Source organism: Kitasatospora sp. NPDC093102 (assembly GCF_040683915.1).
In the GTDB taxonomy this organism is placed as follows: Bacteria; Actinomycetota; Actinomycetes; order Streptomycetales; family Streptomycetaceae; genus Kitasatospora.
Window position 1 is genome coordinate 366,519 of sequence record NZ_JBFBFA010000001.1, and the last position, 24,564, is coordinate 391,082.

26 protein-coding genes are annotated in these 24,564 nt (G+C 72.7%); 17 read left to right on the forward strand and 9 right to left on the reverse strand.

The features are described from left to right. Positions 1-169: 169 nt before the first annotated feature. Together AB0O11_RS01685 and AB0O11_RS01690 are read right to left on the reverse strand one after the other, a co-directional pair. Complete coding sequence (locus tag AB0O11_RS01685) at positions 170-943, reverse strand: ECF subfamily RNA polymerase sigma factor, BldN family (RefSeq protein ID WP_363381253.1); 774 nt, start codon at positions 941-943, stop codon at positions 170-172. Positions 944-1,578: 635 nt separating this feature from the next. Continuing rightward, positions 1,579-2,580: an HAD-IB family hydrolase gene (locus tag AB0O11_RS01690; protein ID WP_363380628.1), complete on the reverse strand. Its 1,002-nt coding sequence runs from the start codon at positions 2,578-2,580 to the stop codon at positions 1,579-1,581. Between the two features lie 105 nt (positions 2,581-2,685). Between AB0O11_RS01690 and AB0O11_RS01695 the strand changes: the two genes are divergently transcribed. The 7 genes from AB0O11_RS01695 to hemB all read left to right on the forward strand — a co-directional run bounded on the left by AB0O11_RS01695 (position 2,686) and on the right by hemB (position 10,010). Beyond that, positions 2,686-2,979 carry a glutaredoxin family protein gene (locus AB0O11_RS01695; protein WP_224285312.1) on the forward strand — a complete coding sequence of 98 codons (294 nt, stop codon included), beginning with the start codon at positions 2,686-2,688 and terminating at the stop codon, positions 2,977-2,979. Positions 2,980-3,149: 170 nt separating this feature from the next. Beyond that, positions 3,150-3,896 (forward strand): 3'-5' exonuclease, encoded by a 747-nt coding sequence (locus tag AB0O11_RS01700; RefSeq protein WP_363380630.1) that lies wholly within the window; start codon positions 3,150-3,152, stop codon positions 3,894-3,896. A 101-nt stretch (positions 3,897-3,997) separates the two neighbouring features. Next, the gene (locus AB0O11_RS01705) at positions 3,998-4,900 is read left to right on the forward strand and encodes a redox-sensing transcriptional repressor Rex (protein WP_363380633.1); all 903 of its coding nucleotides are present in this window, start codon (positions 3,998-4,000) and stop codon (positions 4,898-4,900) included. Between the two features lie 25 nt (positions 4,901-4,925). After that, positions 4,926-6,266 (forward strand): glutamyl-tRNA reductase, encoded by a 1,341-nt coding sequence (locus tag AB0O11_RS01710; protein ID WP_363380635.1) that lies wholly within the window; start codon positions 4,926-4,928, stop codon positions 6,264-6,266. 41 nt (positions 6,267-6,307) lie between these two features. Continuing rightward, positions 6,308-7,315, forward strand: a complete 1,008-nt coding sequence (gene hemC / locus AB0O11_RS01715) for a hydroxymethylbilane synthase (RefSeq protein ID WP_363380637.1) — start codon at positions 6,308-6,310, stop codon at positions 7,313-7,315. Beyond that, positions 7,312-8,961, forward strand: coding sequence for a bifunctional uroporphyrinogen-III C-methyltransferase/uroporphyrinogen-III synthase (locus AB0O11_RS01720; RefSeq protein ID WP_363380639.1), 1,650 nt, complete (start codon positions 7,312-7,314; stop codon positions 8,959-8,961). The genes hemC and AB0O11_RS01720 overlap by 4 nt, the downstream gene beginning before the upstream one ends. Positions 8,962-9,029: 68 nt before the next feature. Then, positions 9,030-10,010, forward strand: coding sequence for a porphobilinogen synthase (gene hemB, locus AB0O11_RS01725; RefSeq protein ID WP_363380641.1), 981 nt, complete (start codon positions 9,030-9,032; stop codon positions 10,008-10,010). Between the two features lie 65 nt (positions 10,011-10,075). On the opposite strand, the gene AB0O11_RS01730 is transcribed toward hemB, so the two are convergent. From AB0O11_RS01730 to AB0O11_RS01740, 3 genes are all read right to left on the reverse strand, one after another. Next, the gene (locus AB0O11_RS01730; protein ID WP_363380644.1) at positions 10,076-10,345 is read right to left on the reverse strand and encodes a hypothetical protein; all 270 of its coding nucleotides are present in this window, start codon (positions 10,343-10,345) and stop codon (positions 10,076-10,078) included. Positions 10,346-10,558: 213 nt separating this feature from the next. Beyond that, positions 10,559-10,903 carry a rodlet layer protein gene (locus AB0O11_RS01735; RefSeq protein WP_363380647.1) on the reverse strand — a complete coding sequence of 115 codons (345 nt, stop codon included), beginning with the start codon at positions 10,901-10,903 and terminating at the stop codon, positions 10,559-10,561. An 80-nt stretch (positions 10,904-10,983) separates the two neighbouring features. After that, positions 10,984-11,328 (reverse strand): rodlet layer protein, encoded by a 345-nt coding sequence (locus AB0O11_RS01740; protein WP_363380649.1) that lies wholly within the window; start codon positions 11,326-11,328, stop codon positions 10,984-10,986. Between the two features lie 300 nt (positions 11,329-11,628). Here AB0O11_RS01740 and AB0O11_RS01745 point away from each other — a divergent pair, with 300 nt between their 5' ends. After that, positions 11,629-12,294 carry a hypothetical protein gene (locus tag AB0O11_RS01745; RefSeq protein ID WP_363380651.1) on the forward strand — a complete coding sequence of 222 codons (666 nt, stop codon included), beginning with the start codon at positions 11,629-11,631 and terminating at the stop codon, positions 12,292-12,294. 81 nt (positions 12,295-12,375) lie between these two features. On the opposite strand, the gene AB0O11_RS01750 is transcribed toward AB0O11_RS01745, so the two are convergent. From AB0O11_RS01750 to AB0O11_RS01760, 3 genes are all read right to left on the reverse strand, one after another. Continuing rightward, positions 12,376-12,753, reverse strand: a complete 378-nt coding sequence (locus AB0O11_RS01750; RefSeq protein WP_363380654.1) for a hypothetical protein — start codon at positions 12,751-12,753, stop codon at positions 12,376-12,378. A 113-nt stretch (positions 12,754-12,866) separates the two neighbouring features. After that, complete coding sequence (locus AB0O11_RS01755) at positions 12,867-13,130, reverse strand: chaplin (protein WP_363381254.1); 264 nt, start codon at positions 13,128-13,130, stop codon at positions 12,867-12,869. An 89-nt stretch (positions 13,131-13,219) separates the two neighbouring features. Beyond that, the gene (locus AB0O11_RS01760; RefSeq protein WP_363380657.1) at positions 13,220-13,510 is read right to left on the reverse strand and encodes a chaplin; all 291 of its coding nucleotides are present in this window, start codon (positions 13,508-13,510) and stop codon (positions 13,220-13,222) included. A gap of 545 nt (positions 13,511-14,055) precedes the next feature. Between AB0O11_RS01760 and AB0O11_RS01765 the strand changes: the two genes are divergently transcribed. The 5 genes from AB0O11_RS01765 (at position 14,056) to AB0O11_RS01785 (ending at position 19,985) form a co-directional block, all read left to right on the forward strand. Beyond that, positions 14,056-14,295: a chaplin gene (locus tag AB0O11_RS01765; protein ID WP_363380660.1), complete on the forward strand. Its 240-nt coding sequence runs from the start codon at positions 14,056-14,058 to the stop codon at positions 14,293-14,295. A 244-nt stretch (positions 14,296-14,539) separates the two neighbouring features. Continuing rightward, positions 14,540-16,213: an RICIN domain-containing protein gene (locus AB0O11_RS01770; RefSeq protein WP_363380663.1), complete on the forward strand. Its 1,674-nt coding sequence runs from the start codon at positions 14,540-14,542 to the stop codon at positions 16,211-16,213. A 300-nt stretch (positions 16,214-16,513) separates the two neighbouring features. Continuing rightward, entirely contained in the window at positions 16,514-17,794 is a 1,281-nt protein-coding gene (locus AB0O11_RS01775) for a glycosyltransferase family 39 protein (protein ID WP_363380666.1), read from the forward strand. 63 nt (positions 17,795-17,857) lie between these two features. Continuing rightward, positions 17,858-18,349: a MarR family winged helix-turn-helix transcriptional regulator gene (locus AB0O11_RS01780; RefSeq protein ID WP_363380669.1), complete on the forward strand. Its 492-nt coding sequence runs from the start codon at positions 17,858-17,860 to the stop codon at positions 18,347-18,349. Between the two features lie 193 nt (positions 18,350-18,542). Beyond that, positions 18,543-19,985 (forward strand): DHA2 family efflux MFS transporter permease subunit, encoded by a 1,443-nt coding sequence (locus AB0O11_RS01785; protein WP_363380672.1) that lies wholly within the window; start codon positions 18,543-18,545, stop codon positions 19,983-19,985. Positions 19,986-20,057: 72 nt separating this feature from the next. On the opposite strand, the gene AB0O11_RS01790 is transcribed toward AB0O11_RS01785, so the two are convergent. Beyond that, positions 20,058-20,687, reverse strand: coding sequence for a hypothetical protein (locus AB0O11_RS01790; protein WP_363380675.1), 630 nt, complete (start codon positions 20,685-20,687; stop codon positions 20,058-20,060). Positions 20,688-20,979: 292 nt separating this feature from the next. Between AB0O11_RS01790 and hemL the strand changes: the two genes are divergently transcribed. The 4 genes from hemL to AB0O11_RS01810 all read left to right on the forward strand — a co-directional run bounded on the left by hemL (position 20,980) and on the right by AB0O11_RS01810 (position 24,564). Further along, positions 20,980-22,308, forward strand: coding sequence for a glutamate-1-semialdehyde 2,1-aminomutase (gene hemL / locus AB0O11_RS01795; RefSeq protein WP_363380678.1), 1,329 nt, complete (start codon positions 20,980-20,982; stop codon positions 22,306-22,308). 74 nt (positions 22,309-22,382) lie between these two features. After that, the gene (locus AB0O11_RS01800; protein WP_363381255.1) at positions 22,383-23,033 is read left to right on the forward strand and encodes a histidine phosphatase family protein; all 651 of its coding nucleotides are present in this window, start codon (positions 22,383-22,385) and stop codon (positions 23,031-23,033) included. 143 nt (positions 23,034-23,176) lie between these two features. Next, positions 23,177-23,794, forward strand: a complete 618-nt coding sequence (locus tag AB0O11_RS01805) for a TlpA disulfide reductase family protein (RefSeq protein WP_363380681.1) — start codon at positions 23,177-23,179, stop codon at positions 23,792-23,794. Beyond that, on the forward strand, positions 23,791-24,564 hold the full coding sequence (locus AB0O11_RS01810; protein WP_363380684.1) for a cytochrome c biogenesis protein CcdA: 774 nt from the start codon (positions 23,791-23,793) through the stop codon (positions 24,562-24,564). The genes AB0O11_RS01805 and AB0O11_RS01810 overlap by 4 nt, the downstream gene beginning before the upstream one ends.

Sequence of the window (24,564 nt, forward strand, 5' to 3'; positions counted from 1 at the left end):
GACTTGACCGTACGCCCGGTGGGGGCTTGCACGCTGGCCAACGAGCGGTGCGGGCGGTCGGTTACGCACGGCTGATCATCGGACCGACCGTTCACCCTGACGTGTCGGCCGGGCGTGAACGATGACGGCCGGCCGGGCCGTAGGGCGCCGGCGCCGTCCCCGGGCCGGCTCATCGCGCGTCGGGCGGGAGCAGTCGGGCCAGGGTGCGGACGGCGCGGTACTGGAGGGTCTTGATGGCACCCTCGTTCTTGCCCATGATCCGGGCCGTCTCGGCCACCGAGAGCCCCTGCAGGAAGCGGAGGGTGACGCACTCCTGCTGCTGCGGGTTGAGCCGGCGCACCGCGTCCAGCAGCGCGGCGTTGGAGAGCGACTCCAGCACCGACTCCTCCGGGCTGCGCTCGCACTCGTTGGAGTCGAGCATCTCGCCGGTGGTGACCTCCAGCCGGAAGCGGCTGGACTTGAAGTGGTCGGCGACCAGGTTGCGGGCGATGGTGACCAGCCAGGCGCCGAAGTCCCGGCCCTGCCAGGTGAAGGTGCCGATCCGGCGCAGGGCGCGCAGGAAGGTCTCGCTGGTGAGGTCCTCGGCGGTGGCCCGGCTGCCGACCCGGTAGTAGATGTAGCGGTAGACGGTGTCCGCGTAGTGGTCGTAGAGCCGGCCGAAGGCCTCGCTCTCGCCGGCCTGGGCCCGCTCGACCAGCTCCATGATCGGGTTGTGCTCGGTCTCGTAGCCGGGGCTGGGCGCGGTCCGGGTGCGCCCCCGGCCGACGCCGGTGGTGCCGGTGCGGCCGCGCGAGCCGGTCCCGGCCGAGCCGGCGGCGGTGGTGCGCAGCGCCGGGCCGGGTGCCGGCGGCTGGACGAACGATCCTCCGGCGAGCGCGAGTGGGGGCGAGACGGCGAGCTGGCTGCGGAGCAGGCTGCGCAACAGGTCCAGGCCCGTGAAGATCTGCCGCTCGGCGGTCGGCCGGCCGCGGAGGCCGGTGCGGGGGCGCAGGGACGCGGACGACGGGCGGGAGGGTGCAGGCGCGTCGTTCCGGACGGGTGGGTACACGGGACTCCCAGAGGCAGAACTGTGGACGGATCACCTCCGCCTGCGCGGAGAGCACTTCCCGAAGCGACCGTTCGAGCGGGACGCGTGGTGACGTGCATCCAGGAGAGAATAACGCTTTGTGCAATGACAGCTACACCGTGTGGTCGAAGCGGTCATTTGGGATCCATTTGTTGTGCATATTCGGCCGACAGTGACCGAAGGTGTCATCGTTCATCCGGCTCAACGTGATCGAACAGGCGCTCAGGGTGACCAATTCGGGGGACTGGCGGGCGGTTTCCCAGCCTTGGGGCTCGGCAACCCCCGACTTCCCCGGCCTGGCGAACGATCAGAACCGGTCGCTGGGTGACAGATTCGTGCAGGCGGCTCGGGCTGACCGCGATGGAGGGGAGTTCGCCCGTAAGAGGGGCCAGGTCAGAGGCCCTGTTGACGACCACTCACCCGTCAGGGCGAGCCCGCCCGGACCGCACCGGACGGCCCGGACGGCCTCCGGGTGTCCTTCAGCGGCCCGCGCGGCCTCGGGCGCGGGAGGTTCAGGCGCGGCGGCGGCGCCGGTTCAGCGCCACCCCGGCCGCCGTCGCACCGGCCAGCACCCCGAGCGCGGCCGCCGCCGGCAGCCCCACCCGGGCCGCCTTGCGCCCGGTCCGGAAGTCCCGCACCCGCCAGCCCTGGGTCCGGGCGTGGCGCCGCAGCGCGCCGTCCGGATTCACCACGTACGGGTGGCCGACCAGCGAGAGCATCGGGATGTCGTTGGCCGAGTCGCTGTAGGCGGCGCAGCGGTCGAGGTCGAGGCGCTCGCGCCGGGCGAGCGCGCGGACGGCGGCGGCCTTGGCCGGGCCGTGCAGCAGGTCGCCGACCAGCCGGCCGGTGTACCGGCCGTCCCGGGCCTCGGCGACCGTGCCCAGCGCGCCGGTCATGCCGAGCCGCCGGGCGATGATCCGGGCCACCTCCAGCGGGGCGGCGGTGACCAGCCAGACCCGCTGTCCGGCGTCCAGGTGCATCTGGACCAGGGCGCGGGTACCCGGCCAGATCTTGTCGGCCACGACGACCTCGAAGATCTCCTCGCAGATCGCCTCCAGGTCGGCGGTGGGCTTGCCGGCCACGATGCCGAGGGCGGACTGCTTGGCGTCCGAGATGTGGTCCGGGTCCTCGGCGCCGTGCAGCCGGAACCAGGCCTGCTGCCAGGCGAAGCGGGCGATGTCGCGGCGGGTGAGGAAGCCGCGGCGGTAGAGGCCGACGCCGAGGTAGAAGATCGCGGCGCCGCGCAGGATGGTGTTGTCGCAGTCGAAGAAGGCGGCGGCGCGGGGGTCGTCCCGGTCCGGGGTGTGGTTCTCGGCCGGGGCCTTGGGCGCCTTGCCGGGCTTGGTGGCGGCCGGCGCGTCCGGCTCGGAGGTGCTTTCCGGCCCGGTGGCGGGCTCCGGCTCGGGCTCGGCCCGCAGGGCCCCCTCGGCCGCCGCGGCTGCGGCTTCGCCGGCCAGGGCGTTCCGCTCGCTGCTGGAACGCCTTGCCTGGGTGAGCCTTCTGAGCACGGCCATGTCACCGAGGATAGCCAGCCGAGCGCTCGGCGGCCGTGACGTAGCCGTGCCCGCGAGGTGAACAGCTCCACCGGGTGCCGGGCGCCCCGGAGGCGGGTCGGCGCCATGGCGGAGAATGGGGCGGTGAGCCCACTGCTGCGACGTAAGAGCCCCGAGCCCGCGGACCGGACCGTGACCCTGGTCGGCAAGCCCGGCTGTCACCTGTGCGACGAGGCCCGCGAGGTGATCCTCCGGGTGACGGGCGAGCTGGGGGCGTCCTTCGAGGAGCGGGACATCACCCAGGACGAGGAGCTGTACCGCCGCTACTGGGAGCAGATTCCGGTCACCCTGATCGACGGCCGCCAGCACGACTTCTGGCGGGTCGACGAGCGCCGTCTGCGCACCGCCCTCGGCGGTTGAGCAGGGTCTGACCGGGCGTTCGTCCGTCCGCCGCCCCCGCCACTCGGCGGGGGAGGTTCGCCGAATCGTTGCCGAAGACACTCCGTTCCGGCTTGGGGCGGGGCGGGTCGGTCGGCTTACGATCGAACGCGTTTGCGCCCGTGGGGGGCTGAGCACACGAGGAGTGCGCCATGCTTCCCGGTCCTGTCCCCGGGCCGCCCCGAGCCCTGGACGGGGGCGGGGGCTTCGCCGTGGTGGACGTGGAGGCGACCGGCCGCAGCCCGTGGCGGCACCGGGTGGTCGAGGTCGCGGTGGTGCTGCTCGACGCGCGGCTGCGCCCCGAGGGGGAGTTCGCGACCCTGCTGGATCCGCTGGGCCCGGTCGGGCCGACCCATGTGCACCGGATACGCCAGTGCGACGTCGAGGGCGCCCCGCGCTTTCGCGAGATCGCCCCGCGGCTGCTGGAGCTGCTGGCCGGGCGGGTGCTGGTCGGCCACCACGTCAGCTGCGACCACGCCTTCCTGGATCGCGAGTTCGCCCGGATAGGGGTGCCGCTGCCGCCCGTCCCGCTGCTGTGCACGATGCGGCTGGCCCGTGCCCACCTGCCGGAGGCCCGCAGTCACGGCCTGGCGGCCTGTGCGGAGGCGGCGGGCCTCGGCCGGTACCCGGCGCACACCGCACTGGGCGACGCCCGGGTGACCGCCGAGCTGCTGCGGCACTGCCTGGACGCCCCGTCCTGCCCGCCGGACGACTGGGCCGACCCGCTGCGCGAGGCCGTCCGAGTGCCCTGGCCCCGGCTGGGCCGGGCCCGCTCCCGCCCGTCCGGCACCGCCGTCCCGCTGGTGCGCCGGGAGGCGCCGTACGGTCCCTGGCTGCCCGGTTCCCGGGCCCCGGAGGTCGTACTGACCCAGGCCGGTGCTATGGGTTCGACGGCGTGATGCGCATCACTGTGCAGGGACAAAACGGACACCATCTTTGTGCACACGTTCACAAACGCATAGCCTGGCTGTCAAAGCCCAGCTTCACCCACAGGAGCACCGTGGCAATCGGCCGATCACCACAGAGCAGTTCGCAGACGCCCGACCAGGGCGCCGCGCGCCGACCCTCGCGTGCCCGGGGCATCCCGGAGGCGACCGTCGCCCGCCTGCCCCTCTACCTGCGGGCCCTCACCGCGCTCTCCGAGCGCTCGGTGCCGACCGTCTCCTCCGAGGAGCTGGCCGCCGCCGCCGGCGTGAACTCGGCCAAGCTGCGCAAGGACTTCTCCTACCTCGGCTCGTACGGCACCCGCGGCGTCGGCTACGACGTCGAGTACCTCGTCTACCAGATCTCCCGCGAGCTCGGCCTGACCCAGGACTGGCCGGTCGTCATCGTCGGCATCGGGAACCTCGGCCACGCGCTCGCCAACTACGGCGGGTTCGCCTCCCGTGGCTTCCGGGTGGCCGCCCTGTTGGACGCCGACCCCAACGTGGTCGGTTCCACCGCGGCCGGACTGCCGGTCCGGCACATGGACGAGCTGGAGTCGATCGTCGAGAGCCAGCACGTCTCCATCGGCGTGATCACCACCCCGCCCGGTGCCGCCCAGCAGGTTTGCGACCGGCTGGTCGAGGCAGGCGTTACGAGCATCCTGAACTTCGCCCCGACCGTGCTGGCCGTTCCGGACGGCGTGGACGTGCGCAAGGTGGACCTGTCCATCGAGCTCCAGATCCTCGCCTTCCACGAGCAGCGCAAGGCCGGGGAGGAGCCGGACGACCGCGCCGAGTCGGTGCTGGACCGTGCCCCCGGTCCGGTCCGGGCGGCCGCGGCCAAGTTGCGCCGGGCGGCCGGCGGCAGCGGCAAGGGCCGCGGCACCGCCGAGTCGGCGGCCAGGGACCAGGCCGAGCAGGCCAAGGAGAAGTCCGCCAAGGGCGGCGACGGGGATCTCTCCGCGGTGATGCCCGCATGAACACCGAGAGCTGTGGGGGGCGGGCATGAGCCTTCTCGTCGTAGGGCTGAGCCATCGCACGGCCCCGGTCGGGGTGCTGGAGCGCGCCGCGCTGACCGGTGAGGTGCCGACCCGGCTGCTGCACGACGCCGCCGCCACCGCGACGGTCGCCGAGGCCGCGCTGCTGAACACCTGCAACCGGATCGAGCTGTACGCGGACGTGGACAAGTTCCACGCCGGCGTCGCCGAGCTGTCGTTGCTGCTGGCCCACCACAGCGGGGTGGACCTGGAGGAACTGACCTCCCACCTGTACGTCCACTACGAGGACCGCGCCGTCCACCACCTCTTCTCGGTGGCCTGCGGCCTGGACTCGATGGTCGTCGGCGAGGGCCAGATCCTCGGCCAGCTGCGCGACGCGCTGGCCAAGGCCCAGGAGGAGCACACCGCCGGGCGCGGCCTGAACGAGCTGTTCCAGCAGGCGCTGCGGGTCGGCAAGCGGGCGCACAGCGAGACCGGCATCGACAAGGCCGGCCAGTCGCTGGTCACCTTCGGCCTGGAGCAGGTCGCGGCGGGCGCGGGCGAGATCGCCGGCAAGCGCGCGCTGGTGGTCGGCGCCGGCTCGATGAGCTCGCTGGCCGCCGCCACCCTGGTCCGCTCCGGCGTGACCGACCTGCTGATCGCCAACCGGACCCCGGCCCGCGCGGAGCGGCTGGTCGAGATCCTCGGCCCGGACGTGGCCCGGGTCCTGGACCTCGCCAAGGTGCCGGAGGCGCTCGCCGACGTGGACCTGGTGATCTCCTGCACCGGCGCGGCAGGCGTGGTGATCAAGGCCTCGGACGTGGCCGCCGCCGTTGCCTCCCGCACGGTGCCCGAGCCGCTGGCCCTGCTCGACCTGGCCATGCCGCGCGACGTCGACCACGCCGTGCACGAGCTGGCCGGCGCCCTGCTGGTCGACCTGGAGAGCCTCTCCCACGCGCACGCCGCCAGCCCCGGCGCCGGCGACGTCGACCAGGTCACCCGGATCGTCTCCGACGAGGTGACCGCCTTCGGCGCCGCCCAGCGGGCCGCCCGGATCGCGCCGACCGTGGTCGCGCTGCGCTCGATGGCCTCCGACGTGGTCGCCGCCGAGCTCGGCCGGCTGGACTCCCGGCTGCCCGATCTGGACGAGCGCTCGCGCGCCGAGATCACCCAGACCGTCCGCCGCGTCGTCGACAAGCTGCTGCACGCCCCGACCGTCCGGGTGAAGCAGCTGGCCGCCGAGCCCGGCGGCGCCTCCTACGCGGAGGCGCTGCGCGAACTGTTCGACCTCGACCCGGCGGCCGTGCACGCCGTGTCGGGCACGCCCGTCGGCGGCGCGCCCCAGCCCTCGACCGGGGGCACCAGATGAACCGTCAGCCATCCCACGAGTACCACCGGGACGATCACCTCATGAATGGTCAACCGATCACGGAGCAGCCCTCGGCCACCGCGGCCCTGCGGCTCGGCACCCGGCGCAGCGCCCTCGCCATGGCGCAGTCGGGCATGGTGGCCCGCGAGGTGACCAGGGTCACCGGGCGCCCCGTCGAGCTGGTCGAGATCACCACCTACGGCGACACCTCCCGGGAGTCGCTGGCGCAGATCGGCGGCACCGGGGTGTTCGTCTCCGCGCTGCGCGACGCGCTGCTGGAGGGCCGGATCGACTTTGCCGTGCACTCGCTCAAGGACCTGCCCACCGCCGCCCCCGCGGGCCTGGTGCTGGCCGCCGTCCCCGAGCGCGAGGACGTCCGGGACGCCCTGGTCGCGGCCGAGGGCCTCGCCCTGGACGAGCTGGTGGAGAAGCTCGCCGGCGCCGGCCGCCCGGCCCGGATCGGCACCGGCTCGCCCCGCCGGATGGCGCAGCTGAACGCCTGGGCCGCCGCCCGCGGCGCCCAGCTGGAGACCGTCGCGATCCGCGGCAACGTGGACACCCGGATCGGCTTCGTGACCAGCGGCGAGCTGGACGCGGTGGTGCTGGCGACGGCCGGCCTCAACCGGCTCGGCCGCAGCGCCGAGATATCCCAGCACCTCGACACCGAGCTGATGATCCCGGCCCCCGGCCAGGGCGCGCTCGCGATCGAGTGCACCTCCGCCGACACCGCGCTGATCGCCGCGCTCGCCGCCCTGGACCACACCCCCACCCGGGTCGCCGTGGCCGCCGAGCGCGCCCTGCTGGCCACCCTGGAGGCCGGCTGCTCGGCGCCGGTGGCCGCGCTGGCCACCTGGGGCCGGGAGAACGAACTGCGGCTGGACGGCGTGGTCGGCGACCCCGACGGAACCGCCCTGCTGAAGATGTCCGCCAACGGTCCGATCGTCCTCGACGAGACCGCCGAGCAGCAGGCGGCGGCCCTCGGCCGCGCGCTGGCTGACCGGCTGCTCGCCGCGGGCGCGGCCGCCCTGATGGGGGAGCGAGCCCGATGAGCCCCACCACCGCCACCGACGCCCTCTTCCCGGCGGGACAGCCCGCCACCGGACGGTGCACCTTCCTGGGCGCGGGCCCCGGGGACCCGGGTCTGCTGACCCTGCGCGCGGTCGAGGTGCTGTCCACCGCCGACGTGCTGGTCGCCGACCCGCTGACCGCCGCCGCCGTGCGCAGCCACTGTCCGGCCGGCGTGCAGGTGCACGGCCCCGCCGCCGAGGGCGCCGACTTCGACCTGGCCAAGCTGGTCGCCGAGGCCGTCCGCTCCGGCAAGCACGTGGTCCGCACCGTCGACGGAGACCCCGGCCTGGACGGCTGCGCCGCCGAGGAGATGCTCAGCTGCGCGGGCGACGGGATCCCGTTCGAGGTGATCCCCGGCGTCGCCCAGTCGGTCGGCGTCCCGGCGTACGCGGGCGTCCCGCTGCGCGCCGGGTCCGGCACCGACGTGCGCTTCGTGGACGGCGCCGCGCTGCTGGCCGGCAAGCCGGTGGACCTGGGCGCGCCGGAGACCACCCTGGTGGTCCGCACCACCCTGGGCCAGCTGCCCGCCACCGCCGCCGCCCTGGTCGCGGGCGGCCGCAAGCCGGAGTCGGCGCTGAGCGCCACGCTCTCCGGCACCACCACCCGCCAGCGGACCTTCACCTCCACCCTGTCCGGCATCGCGGCCGACCTGAAGGCCGCCCGGGTGCTGCCCTCGCCGGTCTCCGCCCCGGTCGACCCGGCCACCTCGGTGATAGCCGTGGTGGGCGAGCAGGTCGCCCACCGGGCCTCGCACTCGTGGTTCGAGACCAAGCCGCTGTTCGGCTGGAACGTCCTCGTGCCGCGCACCAAGGAGCAGGCCACCGGCCTGTCCGAGCAGCTGCGCTCGTACGGCGCGGTGCCGCAGGAGGTGCCGACCATCGCGGTCGAGCCGCCGCGCACCCCGCAGCAGATGGAGCGGGCCATCAAGGGCCTGGTCACCGGCCGCTACGAGTGGATCGCCTTCACCTCGGTGAACGCGGTGCGCGCCGTCCGGGAGAAGTTCGAGGAGTACGGCCTGGACGCCCGCGCGTTTGCCGGGATCAAGGTCGCGGCGGTCGGCGAGACCACCGCGCAGGCTCTGGTGGACTTCGGCGTGAAGCCCGACCTGGTGCCCTCCGGCGAGCAGTCCGCGGCCGGCCTGCTGGAGGACTGGCCGCCGTACGACCCGGTCTTCGACCCGATCGACCGGGTGCTGCTGCCGCGCGCCGACATCGCCACCGAGACCCTGGTGGCCGGCCTGGTCGAGCTCGGCTGGGAGGTCGACGACGTGACGGCGTACCGGACGGTGCGCGCCTCGCCGCCGCCGGCCGAGACCCGCGAGGCGATCAAGGGCGGCGGATTCGACGCGGTGCTGTTCACCTCGTCCTCGACCGTCCGGAACCTGGTCGGCATCGCGGGCAAGCCGCACAACGTGACCGTCATCGCCTGCATCGGCCCGGCCACCGCCAAGACCGCCGAGGAGCACGGCCTGCGGGTCGACGTGATGGCCCCGGCGCCGGCGGCGGCCGCGCTGGCCCAGGCGCTGGCAGACTTCGGGGCCAAGCGCCGCGACACCGCGACGGCCGCCGGTGAGCCGGTCTACCGGCCCAGCGAGCGCCGTCCCGGCTCGCGCCGCAAGGCCCGCTGACACCCCTCATGACCGGGGGCGGCCGACCGTCGCCCCCGGTACTGCACAACCGTTCGGAGAGAGAAGCCGTGTCCGCTGAATTCCCGTACGTACGCCCCCGCCGGCTGCGCCAGAGCCCGGCGATGCGCCGCCTGGTGGCCGAGACCCGGCTGCACCCGGCGGAGCTGATCCTGCCGCTGTTCGTCCGTGAGGGCGTCAGCGAGCCCGTCCCGGTGAGTTCGATGCCGGGCGTGGTCCAGCACACCCGGGACACCCTGCGCAAGGCCGCGGTGGAGGCGGCCGAGGCGGGCCTGGGCGGCCTCATGCTGTTCGGCGTCCCGGAGGTGCAGGACGCGACCGGCACCGAGGGCACCAACCCGGACGGCATCCTCCAGCAGGCGATCCGGGACGTGGTCTCCGAGGTCGGCGACTCCCTGGTGGTCATGTCGGACCTCTGCCTGGACGAGTACACCGACCACGGCCACTGCGGCGTGCTGGCCGCCGACGGCAGCGTCGACAACGACGCCACCCTGGAGCGCTACGCCGAGATGGCCCGGGTGCAGGCCGACGCCGGCGTCCACCTGGTCGGCCCGTCCGGCATGATGGACGGCCAGATCGCCGTGATCCGGCGGGCGCTGGACGAGGCCGGGCACCAGGACGTGGGCATCCTCGCCTACACCGCCAAGTACGCCTCGGCCTTCTTCGGCCCGTTCCGCGAGGCCGTCGGCTCCTCGCTCAAGGGCGACCGCAAGACCTACCAGCAGGACCCGGCCAACGCCCGCGAGTCGCTGCGCGAGCTGGAGCAGGACATCGCCGAGGGCGCGGACATGGTGATGGTGAAGCCCGCCATGGCCTACCTGGACGTCCTGCGGCAGGTCGCCGACGCCTCCCCGGTGCCGGTCTCCGCGTACCAGGTGTCCGGCGAGTACGCGATGGTCGAGGCGGCCGCCGCGAACGGCTGGATCGACCGGGAGCGGATGATCATGGAGACGCTCACCTCGATCCGCCGCGCGGGCGCCGAGCAGATCCTCACCTACTGGGCCCTCGAAGCCGCGAAGATGATCAAGTAGCGGGCACCGCACGGCGGAAGGCCGGGCCGCTCCCGTGGGGAGCGGCCCGGCCTTCCGGGTTCCTGCTAGATGCCCACGTCGCCGGCGTGCGCGAAGCCCACGCCGCCGCCGATCAGGTCGGTGGAGGTGGCCGCGCCGCCGCCGATCCCGCCGGCGGCGGTGTCCCCGGCGTGGGCGAGGCCGAAGGCTTCGAGGGCCGCGAACGGGTGGTCGGCGGAGGCCACGAACTCGCCGCCGCCGGCCACGCCGACGTGCGCGAACGCCGGGGTGGCGGCACCCGCGAGCGCCAGTGCGGCGGCGGCGGTCAGGGCGGCCTTGGCCAGCTTGCTCTTCATGGAACTGCCCTCTCTCTGGGAGCGCCCCCGCGGGCGCTCTGACACGTGATCACATCCGGCCGCCCGGTCCCGCGCCCCACGCCGGACCGGACCGCCGGTCACCCCTCCGGACCGCGCCGCGGCACGGTCCGGAGGGACACTTCGTCCGCAAAGCCCGGAGGGCCCGGGGAGGCTTTTCCTCCCCGGGCCCTCCGTTCGTGCCAGGCCCCTTGATCAGCCGATCAGGTGCGAGACGCCCGAGTCGCCCGAGGACTGGGTGTTCTGGCCGACGTTGCAGATCTGCTTCGGCTGGTTGTTCAGGACCGGAACCTCGACCGGCACCGCGAGGCCGAGCACGCCGACGGCGACGTTGTGGATCTCCGGCAGGCAGATGTTCGGGTTGTCCAGGGTGTGGAAGTTCGGGCTGTTGTCCCCGAAGGTGCCGGTGTGGTTGGTGCCGCCGTTGCCCTGGACGGAGGTGGCGGCGCCGTCCGAGTCGGCGATGGCGGAGGCCGAGCCGGCGGACATCGCGAGGGCGGCGGCGGCCAGGCCGGCCGCGGCGAGGGTCTTCTTGATCATTTCCGGGTTTTCCTCTCAAGGGTGAATCGGGGAGCGATTCGGAGGTGGAACGGAAGGGGTGGTGCAGGGCGGGCGGAGCGTCAGCCGATCAGGTGGGACACGCCGCCGTCGCCCTGGCTCTGGGTGCCCTGGCCCACGTTGCAGTACTGCCGGCCGCCGTTGTTGGCGATCGGGACCTCGAGCGGGATGGCCAGACCGCCCACGGCGACCGCGATGTTGTGGATCTCCGGCAGGCAGATGTTCGGGTTGTCCAGGAAGTGGAAGTTCGGGCTGTCGTTCCCGACCGTGCCCGTGAAGTTGGTGCCGCCGTTGCCCTCGATCGAGGCCGAGGCGCCGTCCGAGTCGGCGATGGCCGAGGCGGGCGCGGCGGCACCGGCCAGCGCGGCGACGGCCAGGCCGGCGGCGGCGAAGGACTTCTGGATCATGGCGAGATCCCTCTCTGAAATGCTCTTTGGATTCCGTGCGTACAACGCTGAGAACGCTCAGACCCGGTCTGCAGTCACTGACGTCCAGATCAAAGAACGACGGCACGGAAGGTTACGGGGATTCTTGAAAAGAGTCCCGGAGGCGCGACGGTGAAGAGATTCCGGTCGGATTATTAGCCCGAATCGGTTAACCGCCGCAATCCGTGCTCCCGGTCACTCGTTGAGCAGATCGTTTTCCGGCTGCGGCCCCCGCAGCCCTTCCCAGTGATCTCCAGTACGGACAGCAGAACGGTGAAAAGCATGAAGTTCTCCAAGCGGGCCGGCGCGGTGCTGCTGGCGGTCGGTGCCGGCGTGCTCGCCTCCCAGGGAGCGGCCTCCGCTGCCGCCCCGGTCGGTCTCGATCAGGTCGGCGCACTGGAGGACGCGCTGGCCACCCAGCAGGTCCCGGCGGACATCCCGCTCGCCCCGCTGGGCAGCCGCCTCACGGCCGGCATCCCGACCTCGCTGGTGATGCCGCCGGTGCCCGGACCGACCACCAGCGCCGGTGGTGAGCTGATCCCGGAGCGGATCCTCCCCGAGCTGGGCACCGGCAAGGCCGGCCCGAGCGCCCATGCCGAGCTGCCGCTCCCGCTGCTCGACCGGAGCGCCGACCTCGGCAAGGTGCTGCTGGACGCCCCGGCCGCGCCGCTGCACGCCAAGACCCCGGGTCTCACCCTCGGCAAGCCGCTCTCGCTCGCCCAGGACGGCGCCGGCCAGCTCGCCGACGGCCGGCTCAAGGTGGACGAGATCGACCCGCGCCTGGTCACCGGCGCGGTGCAGGTGATCCCCGGGGCCAAGGCCAGCCTCGGCGGCGAGGACAGCCGGCTCTCCGTCACCGACACGGCGGGCGCCCTGGCCGGGACCACCACCGCGATGACCACCGGCGTGGTGGAGCAGACCGGTCTGACCGACGTCACCCGGCTCTAGCCGTCGCCGCGGCGCGGATCGCACGAGAGCCCGGCACCCCGGCTGCGCGGCGGGATGCCGGGCTCTCATGCGTCCGGAGGCTCAGCCCGGCAGGAGGCCGGTCAGCGCGCCGGCCAGCGGGAGGTCCTTGATGCCGCCGCCGTCGCTCAGCGGGCCGGTCAGCGTCCCCGTGCCGACCGAGGGCAGGCCCTGGTCAGGCTGGAGGACCGCACCGTTGTTGAGGAAGTCGGCGGAGGACTTCGCCCACGGGTCCAGCCGCAGGCTCTTGACCGGCGCGATGCCGTAGCCGAGGCCGGTGGTCGTCCCGTTCAGCGCTTGGCCGACGTCGGTCTTGGTCAGCGTGGCCGGGCCGGCCGGCGCCTCGCCCGGCGCGGTGGCGGCCTGCGCCGAACCGGCGCCGAGCAGCACCACGGCACCCGCGGCGGCGGCCAGGCCGGCCGCGCTCTTCTTCGAAACCATGTTGATCACCCTTCGGTGGATCGGGGGTCCCGGACGGCTGTCCGGGGACACCGAACTGCCCCCCGGCCGGCTGGTCGGGGGGCAGGACGGCCGGAACACGTGCCGATCGGGGATCAGCAGTCGTCGTCCGCGGGCTTCGGGTGCACGTCGATGTTGGCGCACTTGTTGCCGAAGGCCGGGTTCAGCGCGCCGATGACGTCGACGGTGTTGCCGCACAGGTTGATCGGGATGTGCAGCGGCATCTGGATCTGGTTGCCGGAGAGCACGCCGGGGGAGCCGGCGGCCACGCCCTGGGCGCCCGCGCCGGCGGCGGCGGAGCCCGCCGCACCCAGCACCAGGCCGGCAGCGGCGGCGGAGAGGACGGCGGCCTTCTTCATGTTCTGCATGGGGGTTGATCTCCTCGATCACACACGGGTGGAGCGTGCCGCACCCCGGCGCTTGCGGAGTGCGGCACGGGCTTGGTGAATCAGTAGTCGCCCTCGTGCTCGTGCTCGTGCTCGTGGTGCCGGTGCACCTCGACGTTGGCGCACTTGTTGCCGAACGTCGGGTTCAGCAGGCCGATGAGAACGTTGACGGTGTTGCCGCACACGTTGACCGGGACGTGGACCGGCGCCTGGATCTGGTTGCCGGAGAGCACGCCGGGGGAGCCGGCGGCGACGCCCTCGGCGCCCGCGCTGGCGAACGCACCGCCGGCGGCACCGAGCACCAGGCCGCCGGCGCCCAGCGACAGGACGGCGGCCTTCTTGAACTTACGCATGTCATTCCTCCGATTTCGACCCGACGGAAGGGAAATGTCGGGCGCCGGGCGAGCACGAATACCCGCCCGTTGTCTTCAGGGATTGCCGTGACTGTCACTCGGTCGGCGCATCCCGGCGTGTTCCGCCCATGGCTCGGGCGTGGCCGCGGCAGCCGGGTCGCAATGCCTCTCGAAACAATTCCCGCACGGCCGGGAAAGGCTTCGGACAAAGGCGCGACCAGGTGGAATTCCGGTCGGGCGTTCCGGCACGGGTTGCCGGGCGCCGGCTTTGGGGGCCCGCCATGCCGACGACGCCACAGGCGCGCTTGCGCATGGGCGGTACTCGATTCGTGCGTGGGGGCCGGTGGAGACCGGGTTCCGTGAGGGAGAACGAGGCACCGTGCACGGGGAAACGGTCCGGCCCTCTGTTCACCCGAATGCCTGGTCCGGGTCGCCGTTGCGCCGGATGGGTGACAGTGCGAGGACCGTCGCAACCGGTCCGATGGGGTCTCGTTCTAGATGTCGCACTCCCCGTGCATCTCTGTCGAACAGTCAGGAGGCTCGCTATGAGCATCAAGAAGACCGCCGCCGTCGGCGCGGCCGTGGCGGGCATCGTGGCCGCCGGCGCCGGCACCGCCATGGCCAGCGCGGGCGCCGAGGGCGTCGCCGCCGGCTCCCCCGGCGTGCTCTCCGGCAACCAGATCCAGGTGCCGCTGCACATCCCGATCAACCTGTGTGGCAACACCGTCGACATCGTCGGCCTGCTGAACCCGGCGTTCGGCCACCACTGCATCAACAAGGGCTGAGCCCGCACCCGGTTCGGCCGGTGAGAGCCGCCGTTCCGCGCTTCCCTCCTGGGGCGCGGGGCGGCGGCTCTGCGCGTACCCGGGAATCCGCTCTTCCGTCAGCTTCCTTCCCTGTCACAAGCCTTGTTGCGTTACTTGTCAGTACCTAGAATGCGAGACCTGCTCACCTTTCCTGCTCCTCTCTTGCTCCGCGCCGCTCGGCGCCCCGCCCGGGCGGTCCCCCCACCCCCGCAAGGAGTCGCGTGTGATCAGGCCCCCACTGCCGACGGCACGGCGGACGCGTACCGGGTCCTCCCGGTGCGCCGCGCTGCTCGCCACCGGAGTCTTTCTCGCCACCCTCGGCCTGGCCGGCGCCCCCACCGCGCTGGCCGACCCCGCCCCGGCCGCACCCGCGGCCACCCGTCCGGCCGCGATCGTCGCCCTCGGCGACAGCGCCATCTCCGGGGAGGGCGCCGGCACCGACACCAACGACGGCTACTTCCCGGAGACGGACAGCCCCACCAACTACTGCCACCGCCACCCCAAGTCGGAGATCTTCGTCACCGACATCCCCGGGGTCACCCCGATCGACCTCGCCTGCTCCGGCGCCCAGACCGGCGACCTGGTCAGCGACCCGGAGCTGGCCAAGATCACCGGCTCCGGCAGCGGCGACTTCGGCGAGCCCAAACAGGACGTCAAGCTGGCCGACACGGCGGCCAGGTACGACGTCAAGATGGTCGTCGTCACCATCGGCGCCAACGACGACTTCGACTTCAGCGGCATCATGATGCACTGCCTCGCGCAGTACTTCCCGATCCCCAAGGACCAGGGCTGCCGGGACACCATCGGCAGCGACGAGATCCGCCGGCGCGCCAAGGGCGTCCAGCCCAAGGTGGTCGCGGCGCTCCAGAACATCCGCCAGACCATGCGCAAGGCCGGCTACGCCGACTCCTCGTACCAGCTGGTCTACCAGTCGTACTTCAACCCGATCACCCCGGACATCCGGCGCAACGACTACGTCGGCAAGGTCGCCGACGGCTGCCCGGCCTTCCCCGAGGACCTCGCCTGGGGCCACAACTGGGTGGTGCCGACGCTCAGCGACGCGCTGCGCGGTGCCGTCGAGCAGGTGCCCGGCGTCCGGTACCTGGACCAGCGGCGGGTCGCCTTCGGGCACGAGGTCTGCGCGGAGTGGACGACCTCCCCGTACGAGTACACCAACGGGGACGTCATCAACCTCTCCGAGTGGGTGCGCAACGGCTGCGACTCGCAGATCGGCATCCCCGGGCTGTGCATGAACATGGTCCGCCAGTCGTACCACCTGCGGGTGGCCGGCTACCGCGGTGAGGGCGTCTGCCTCGGCCAGTTCTACGCCCGGCCCGAGCTGGCGCAGGCGTACTGCACGCTCAACCAGCAGAACACCACCTCGATCCAGCCGCTCACGCCCGGACAGCCGTTCGGCGACGTCCCCGAGGACGGCTCCTGGTACCAGCTGACCAACGCCGCGAGCGGCAACGTGCTCGACCTCACCGGCGGCGGCACCTACGGCGACTCCACCGCCGGCCGGCCCGCGATCACCTATCCGGCCGCCGGCGGGCTCAACCAGTCCTTCGTCCTGGAGGCCAAGGCCGGCGGCAGCTACGAGCTCGACTTCAGCGGCAACCGGGACATGTGCCTGGACGCCAACGCCGCCTCCACCGCCCCCGGCACCCGGATCCAGCAGTGGGGCTGCAACGGCGGCGGCAACCAGCACTGGGTGTTCAAGCCGGCCGGCAACGGCCGCTACAAGATCGTCGACTCCCAGGACCAGACCAAGGTCCTGGCCGCCGGCGCCACCCTCGACGCCAAGGGCAACCCGTACGTCGAACTCGCCACCGACACCGGCGCCGCCAACCAGCTCTGGCAGCTCACCAAGCTCGGCATCGTCTACGTCCACGGCTGATCCGCCCGCACGTCCTCACGCCGTCGCCGCCCCCGACCGGGCGGCGACGGCCGCGTTCACCGGGTACGGCGTCTCGACCGGCAGCCGTGCCGGGCTCCTGCCCCGGGCTCCGCGACCGGTCGTTGCGCGCGGCTCGGACGCGGCGTGGCGGCGTGGTGTTCGGCACGGGCGGCATGGTGCTGGGCGCCGGTCCGGGGGGCGCCAGGGGCTTTCGGTTCGGGGGCGTGCCGTAGGCTCACGGGAAAATCGTTGCGCCGGAGCCGCGCGGACCACGGGCGGGGCGGGGAGTACCCAGAGCAGATGAGCACGGCATCGAGCACCGAGTCGTCCAGCGCCCAGCCCGGAGCGCCCGGTGAGGCACCGGAGGAGACCTCCGGGGAACGGACGGGCCGGGCGCCCGGGCGGTTCGGGGCGCTGGTGGACCGCTTCGCGCCCGCGCTGGGCGCGTACGCGGTGGTCAAGGCCATCGGCCTGACCGTCTTCATGCTGCTGCTCTCGCACACCGGCGACTACCTGAAGAAGCAGCCGGGCCGCGGCGGCGGTGCCAACGCCTGGGACGTGCTGGGCACCTGGGACGGCGTCTGGTACCAGCGGATCGCCGAGAACGGGTACAACCCGCAGCTGATCCCGCTGCACGGCTTCCCGCTGGCCACCTACTACGAGAACTCGGCCGCCTTCTTCCCGCTCTACCCCTGGCTGATGCGGCTGGTCGGCACGGTCACCGGGCTCGGCCCGTACGGCTCCGGGATCGTCGTCTCGGTGCTCGCCTCGCTGGTCGCCGCGGCCGGGATCTTCGCGGTCGCCGAGCGGCTCGGCGGCTTCCGGGCGGGTGTGATCGCGGCGGTGCTCTGGGGGCTGTTCCCGGGCTCCGGCGTGGAGTGGGCGGTCTACTCGGACTCGCTGTTCGTCGCGCTGTCCGCCTGGGCCTGCTACTGCGTGATGACCCGCCGCTGGCTCGCGGCCGGCCTGCTGGCGCTGGTCGCGGGGCTCAACCGGCCGACCGCCGCCGCGCTGATCGCCGCCGTCTCGATAGCCGCGCTGGTCGCGCTGGTCCGCCGCACCGACGGGGTGGCCCGCCCGCTGACCGCGATGCTGATCACCCCCTGGGGCCTGATCGGCTACATCGCCTGGGTCGGCTGGAAGATGGGCGACTGGGGCGGCTACTTCAAGCTCCAGCAGGGCGCCTGGAACCGCTACTTCGACGGCGGCGCCTCCACCCTGCGCACGATCATGGACGTGATCACCGGCCACTGGGACTTCTGGCAGTCCAACCCCGTCCCGGACCTGATCGCGATCGCGCTCCTGATGGCCCTGCCCGGGCTGCTGGTGCTGCTCTGGCGCACCCGGCCGCCGCTGGTGCTGTGGGTCTACACCGCGCTCACCATCTTCACGGCGCTGAGCAGCAACCAGATCTTCGGCAACATCTCGCGCTACCTGCTGCCCGCCTTCCCGCTCTGCATCGGCCTGGCGGTGGCGCTGCGCCGGCTGCGGACCTCCTCGCTGGCCGGGCTGCTGGCGATGCCGGTCCTCGCGGCGGGCTGGTACGCGGGGTATGCGCTGTTCGAGTTGGGCATCCCGTAGACCCGGTGTTGGTTGGCAACGGGATCATCCGACAGCAGACGGGCCGTTGCTAACCTCGGACGTATGACGACGACCCCGCCGCCCGTGCGCCAGATCCGCGACATCTCCGGGCTGATGGACCACGCGAGCCACGTGCTGGCCACCCGGATGGCGGCCGCCTTCACCGAACTCGGGATCACTCCGCGCGCCTACTGCGTGCTGTTCCACGCGCAGGAGGCCGAGCGCACCCAGATCCAGCTGGCCGAGCTGACGGACCTGGACAAGACGACCATGGTGGTCACCGTCGACGAGCTGGAGAAGGCGGGCCTGGCCGAGCGCCGCCCGTCCGCGACCGACCGGCGGGCCCGGATCGTCTCGGTCACCGAGGCGGGCGAGCGGGCCGTGGTGCAGGGCACCGCGATCGCCGACCGGGTGCACCGCGAGCTGCTGGAGTCGCTGCCGCGGCCCGAGCGCGAGGTGTTCGTCTCGGCCCTGACGCACCTGGTGGAGGGCCACCTCGCGGAGCCCGTCGAGGTCGAGCGCACCGTTCGCCGCGCCCGCCGCTCCCGGGGCTGACCCTCCCCGGCTGCTGCTCGAAGGCCCCGCGCGGACCTGCCGCGCGGACCTGCCGCGCCGACCTGCCGCGCCGACCTGCCACGTCTGCCTCGAAGCGCGGATGCGTCCACCAGTGTAGTCCCGAAATGGATAGTCCCGAACAAAACGATCTGATAGCGTCCCACCCGGTACTCGACGAACCGGGAGAACCGCCATGACCACGCACGCCCCGGCCCCGCCCGGGCCGGCTTCCGCAGCGCCCGCCCGCTCCCGCGCCCTCGCCCTCGCGGTGCTCTGCGCGGGAATGCTGATGATCATCCTGGACGGCTCGATCGTCACCGTGGCGCTGCCCGCGATCCAGGACGACCTGCACTTCTCGCCCGCCGACCTCACCTGGACGGTCAACGCCTACCTGATCGCCTTCGGCGGCCTGCTCCTGCTGGCCGGCCGGCTCGGCGACCTGATCGGCCGCAGACGGGTGTTCGTCGCCGGGCTCGCCCTCTTCACCGCCGCCTCGCTGCTCTGCTCCGTCGCCGCCGGGCAGGAGATGCTGATCGCCGCCCGCTTCCTCCAGGGCGTCGGCGGCGCGATGGCCTCCGCGGTCAGCCTCGGCATGATCGTCACGCTTTTCCCCGAGCCGGCCGAGCGCGGCCGGGCGATCGGCGCGTTCAGCTTCGTCGGCGCGGCCGGCGCCTCGATCGGCCAGGTCCTCGGCGGGGTGCTCACCCAGGCGCTCAACTGGCACTGGATCTTCCTGATCAACCTGCCGCTGGGCCTGGCCGCCGTCCTGCTGTCCCTGCGGCTGCTGGAGTCCGACCGCGGCCCGGGCCTGCGGGCCGGCGCCGACGTCCTCGGCGCCGTGCTGATCACCGCGGCCCTGATGCTCGGCATCTACACGATCGTCGGCACCGGCGAGCACGGCTGGGTCTCGGCCCGCACCCTTGGCCTCGGCGCGCTCTCGCTCGTCCTGCTGGCCGGCTTCCTGCTCCGCCAGGCCAGGGCCGCCCAACCCCTGCTCCCGCTGCGGATGTTCCGTTCGCGCAACGTCTCCGGCGCCAACGCTGTGCAGGTGCTGATGGTCTCCGCGTTGTTCGCCTTCCAGATCCTGGTCGCGCTCTACCTGCAGAACGTCCGCGGTTACGGTGCCGCCGCCACCGGCCTCGCGTTGCTCCCGGCCGCGCTCGCCATCGGCACCGTCTCGCTCACGCTCTCCGCCCGGCTGAACGCCCGCTTCGGCGAACGCCCGGTGCTGCTGGCCGGGCTGCTCCTGCTGGTCGCCGCCCTGGCGCTGCTGACCCGGTTGCCCGCGGACTCGCACTACGCCCTCGACCTGCTGCCCACCATGCTGCTCGCGGCCGGCTTCGGCCTGGCGATCTCGGCGCTCACCGTGCTCGGCATGTCGGGCGCCGGACCGGCCGACGCGGGCACCGTCTCCGGGCTCTTCAACACCACACAGCAGGTCGGCGGCGCGCTCGGGGTCGCCGTTCTCACCACCCTCGCCAACGGCCGCACCGGAGCCCTCGCGGCCGCCGGACAGCCCGCCGCCGAGGCGCTCACGGCCGGCTTCCGGCTCGCCTTCGCGGTGGCCGCAGGACTGCTGACGGTGGCTCTGCTGCTCGCCGCCGCCGTCCTGCGGCCGACCGGACGTCAGGTCTGACTAATCGTCAGCACGCCCCGCCCCGGCCCGCGTTGCGCGGCACCCGGGGCGAAGGCGTTCGGGCCGTCGGCGTCACGGCCAGACCAGGCAGTACAGCTGGTGCCCGGCCTCGTGCAGCCGGTTGGCGAAGTCCTGCCACTCGTGCAGCATGCTGTAGATCACGAACGCGTCCCGCGGCCCGCGCCGGTCCGGCACGGTGGACCAGATGAAGGCGGCGGCGCCGAGCTCGGTCTCGTCGGCCTTGCGCAGCGGCTCGACGACGTTGTGGGGGAGCTGGACGACGGCGTAGTCGGGGTGCAGCACGACCAGCTCCAGCGGCGGCACCTGGTGCAGCGGGACGCCCTGGATGCCGGTGAGCACCATGGCGCTCATCGTCTCCGGTTTGATCTTGGTGGAGAGGTGGCCGGTGGGGGAGCCACTGGTCTCCATCAGGTCGCCGAGCCGCCCCAGCGCGCCGAGCTCGCCGGCGTCCAGGCCGAGCCCGCCCGGGCCGAGGGCGGTGGGGACTCTGGCGGCCGTCGCGCGGTCCGGGGCTCCGAAGTACTTGTACGTCACCCCCACGTGTCCCTCACCCCGCCTCTCACCGCCGCGACGACCGCGCCCCGTACCCGCTCCCGTACCCCCGCGTGCGGCCTCGGCGGGCCGGCGGGAGCCCCCCGTAGCCTCGTCGTAGCCGTCCTGCGCCTCGGACACTCGGACCATCCTCACCGGAATTCGCCGGAATCGACAGACCCCCGCACACCCGGCGTCCCACCGGACGTGCTCCTTACCCGTCATGCGCCGCCGTACCCACTCGCGGTACGCGGCAGTCCTCTCCACACCCCTGCACACAAACCGGAGCGCCTGCGCACTGTGTGTACACAGTCTGACTGGTCCACGGTCCGGTGCAGTCAGCGCCCCTGCTGTACGGACAACCGTACAGACAACGGTGCCCGGATCATCGTTCCAGATGATCGGGTCGGACATGCAGAGTGCGAGGACACGATTTGAGACCATGTCTTTTGTGAGCTACCCCTATGAAGCCCCCCAGTCCCAGTCGCTGTTCGACCGCGCCTCCGTGGTGACGCCCGGCGGCGTCAACTCCCCGGTGCGTGCCTTCCGCGCGGTCGGCGGCACGCCGCGCTTCATGGTGTCCGGCACCGGCCCCTACCTCACCGACGCCGACGGCCGCGAGTACGTCGACCTGGTGTGCTCGTGGGGCCCGATGATCCTCGGCCACGCGCACCCCGCGGTGATCGACGCCGTCCAGCAGGCCGTCTCCCGCGGCACCTCCTTCGGTACCCCCGGCCAGGGCGAGGTCGAGCTGGCCGAGGAGATCGTCGCCCGGGTCGCCCCGGTCGAGCAGGTCCGCCTGGTCTCCTCCGGTACCGAGGCCACCATGTCCGCGATCCGGCTGGCCCGCGGCTTCACCGGCCGGGCGAAGGTGGTCAAGTTCGCCGGCTGCTACCACGGTCACGTGGACGCGCTGCTGGCCGCCGCCGGTTCCGGCGTGGCCACCTTCGGCCTGCCGGACACCCCGGGCGTCACCGGTGCCCAGGCCGGCGACACCATCGTGCTGCCGTACAACGACCTGGCCGCCGTCGAGCAGGCCTTCGCCGCCCACCCGGGCGAGATCGCCTGTGTGATCACCGAGGCCTCGCCCGGCAACATGGGCGTCGTCCCGCCGCTGCCGGGCTTCAACGGCGGCCTGGCCCGGCTCTGCCGGGAGAACGGCGCGCTGTTCATCTCCGACGAGGTGATGACCGGCTTCCGCGTCTCCAAGGCCGGCTGGTACGGCCTGGAGGCCGCGAACGAGGGCTGGGCGCCGGACCTGCTGACCTTCGGCAAGGTCATGGGCGGCGGCTTCCCGGCCGCGGCCTTCGGCGGCCGCGCCGACGTGATGGCGCACCTGGCCCCGGCCGGCCCCGTCTACCAGGCGGGCACCCTGTCCGGGAACCCGATCGCCACCGCGGCCGGCCTGGCCCAGCTGCGCGGCTGCACCGACGAGGTGTACTCGACGGTGGACAAGGTCGCCGCCGAGGTTTCCGGTCTGGTCTCCGACGCGCTCGTCAAGGAGGGCGTGGCGCACCGGCTGCAGACCGCCGGGAACATGTTCTCGGTGTTCTTCACCGAGGCCCCGGTCACCGACTACGACCAGGCCAGGACCCAGGAGGCGTACCGTTTCACCGCCTTCTTCCACGCGATGCTGGCCGAGGGCGTCTACCTGCCGCCGTCCGCCTTCGAGTCCTGGTTCGTCTCGGCGGCCCACGACGAGCGGGCGATCGAGCGGATCGCCGCCGCCCTGCCGGCCGCCGCGCGCGCCGCTGCCGCCGCCACGGCCTGACCCGCCGCGGCCCGAACCCGATTTCCAGGAGTAGTCGAGAAGTGAGCGCCAAAGAGATCACCGTCGTCCACGTGATGCGGCACGGCGAGGTGCACAACCCGGAGGGCATCCTGTACGGGCGCCTGCCGGACTACCACCTGTCCGAGCTGGGCCGGAAGATGGCCGACCGGGTCGCCGAGGACCTGGCCGAGCGGGACGTCACCCACGTGGTGGCCTCCCCGCTGGAGCGGGCCCAGGAGACCGCCGCGCCGATCGCCGAGGCGCACGGCCTCGACCTCGCGGTGGACGAGCGGCTGATCGAGGCGGAGAACGTCTTCGAGGGCAAGACCTTCGGGGTCGGCGACGGTTCGCTGAGGAACCCGGGCTACTGGAAGTACCTCACCAACCCGTTCAAGCCCTCCTGGGGCGAGCCGTACCTCGACCAGGTGGTGCGGATGATGGGCGCGCTGGGTGCGGCCCGGGACGCCGCGCGCGGGCACGAGGCGGTCTGCGTCAGCCACCAGCTGCCGATCTGGATCCTCCGCTCCTTCGTCGAGCGCCGCCGGCTCTGGCACGACCCGCGCAACCGGCAGTGCTCGCTGGCCTCGCTGACCAGCTTCACCTTCGAGGGCGACAAGATCGTCTCGGTCGGCTACCGCGAGCCGGCCCGCGACCTGCTGCCCGCGCACCTGGTGGGCAAGGGCCGCAAGGGCGACAAGCCGGTGGGCAAGAGCTTCGGCGCCTAGCCCTCCATAAGCGGTACGTAAGTATGACTTCGGGTCACCTGGCAAACGCCGGGTGACCCGAAGTCGTCGCAGGTCAGAGCAGGTGCCGCGCGCAAGGCAGGACCCCCCCGAACCTGCCCGGAACTCCATGCGAAACTTTTCACATGTCTGCCATGACGCGCCCCCGCCCCCGTGTCGCCGCAGCAGCCGCCGCCACCGTCGCCGCCGCTGCACTCGCCCTCACCGGCTGTTCCTCCTCGGGCTCGTCGGGTAGCGGCGAGGGCCAGGTCGGCTTCGTCACGGTCAAGGGCACCAACCTGTCGAAGGCGGAGGCCGGCAAGCGCGGGGACGCGCCGGACATCTCGGGGGAGACCCTGGAGGGCACCCCGGCCAAGCTCTCCGACTACCGGGGCAAGGTCGTCGTGCTGAACGTCTGGGGCTCCTGGTGCGGCCCGTGCCGGGCCGAGGCGCAGAGCCTCCAGAAGGTCTCGGAGAAGTACAAGGACCAGGGCGTCCAGTTCCTCGGCATCAACACCCGGGACACCGAGAAGCAGAACGCCGTCCGCTTCGAGCAGGAGCAGGGCGTCACCTACCCGAGCCTCTTCGACCCGGCCGGCACCCAGCTGCTCAAGTTCCCCAAGGGCAGCCTCAACCCGCAGTCCATCCCGACCACCCTGATCATCGACCGGGACGGCAAGCTGGCCGCCCGCGCCGTCGGCGGCACCACCGACGACGCGCTGGAGTCGATCCTCCAGCCGGTGGTCGCGGAGCAGAAGCAGTGAGCCTGCCGCAGCAGCTCGCCGACACCACCTCGACCGTTCAGAGCGGCGCGCTGCTGGCCGCCGCCCCGGTCGCGCTGGTGGCGGGGCTGGTGTCGTTCTTCTCGCCGTGCGTGCTGCCGCTGGTCCCCGGCTATCTGTCGTACGTGACCGGTTTCTCCGCCGCCGACCTCGCGGACGCCCGCGGCTCGCGGCGCGGCCGGATGCTGCTCGGCGTGGTGCTGTTCATCCTCGGCTTCACCGCGGTGTTCGTCTCCACCGGCGCCCTGTTCGGCTACTTCGGCCAGGAGCTCCAGGACTACAAGCGGGTCATCAGCATCGTGCTGGGCTCGCTCACCGTGGTGATGGGCCTGGCGTTCATGGGCCTGGTGCCCGGGCTGAGCATGCGCGAGGTCCGCTCGCACCGCCGTCCGGCGGTCGGCCTGCTGGGCGCCCCGATGCTCGGGGTGGTGTTCGGCGTCGGCTGGACCCCGTGCATGGGCCCGACCCTGACCGCCGTGCAGAACCTGGCCCTCAACCAGGCCGACGCCCAGCGTGGCGCGCTGCTGACCACCTTCTACTGCCTGGGCCTCGGCGTACCGTTCATCCTGGCCGCGGTGGCCTTCCGCCGGGCGCTGGGCGCCTTCGGCTGGGTCAAGCGGCACTACCCGCTCGTCATGAGGATCGGCGGCGGCATGCTCGTCGCGGTCGGTCTGCTGCTCGTCACCGGGATCTGGGACTCGATGATGAGCCAGCTGCAGTCCTGGACCGCCGACTTCCAGATCGGAATCTGA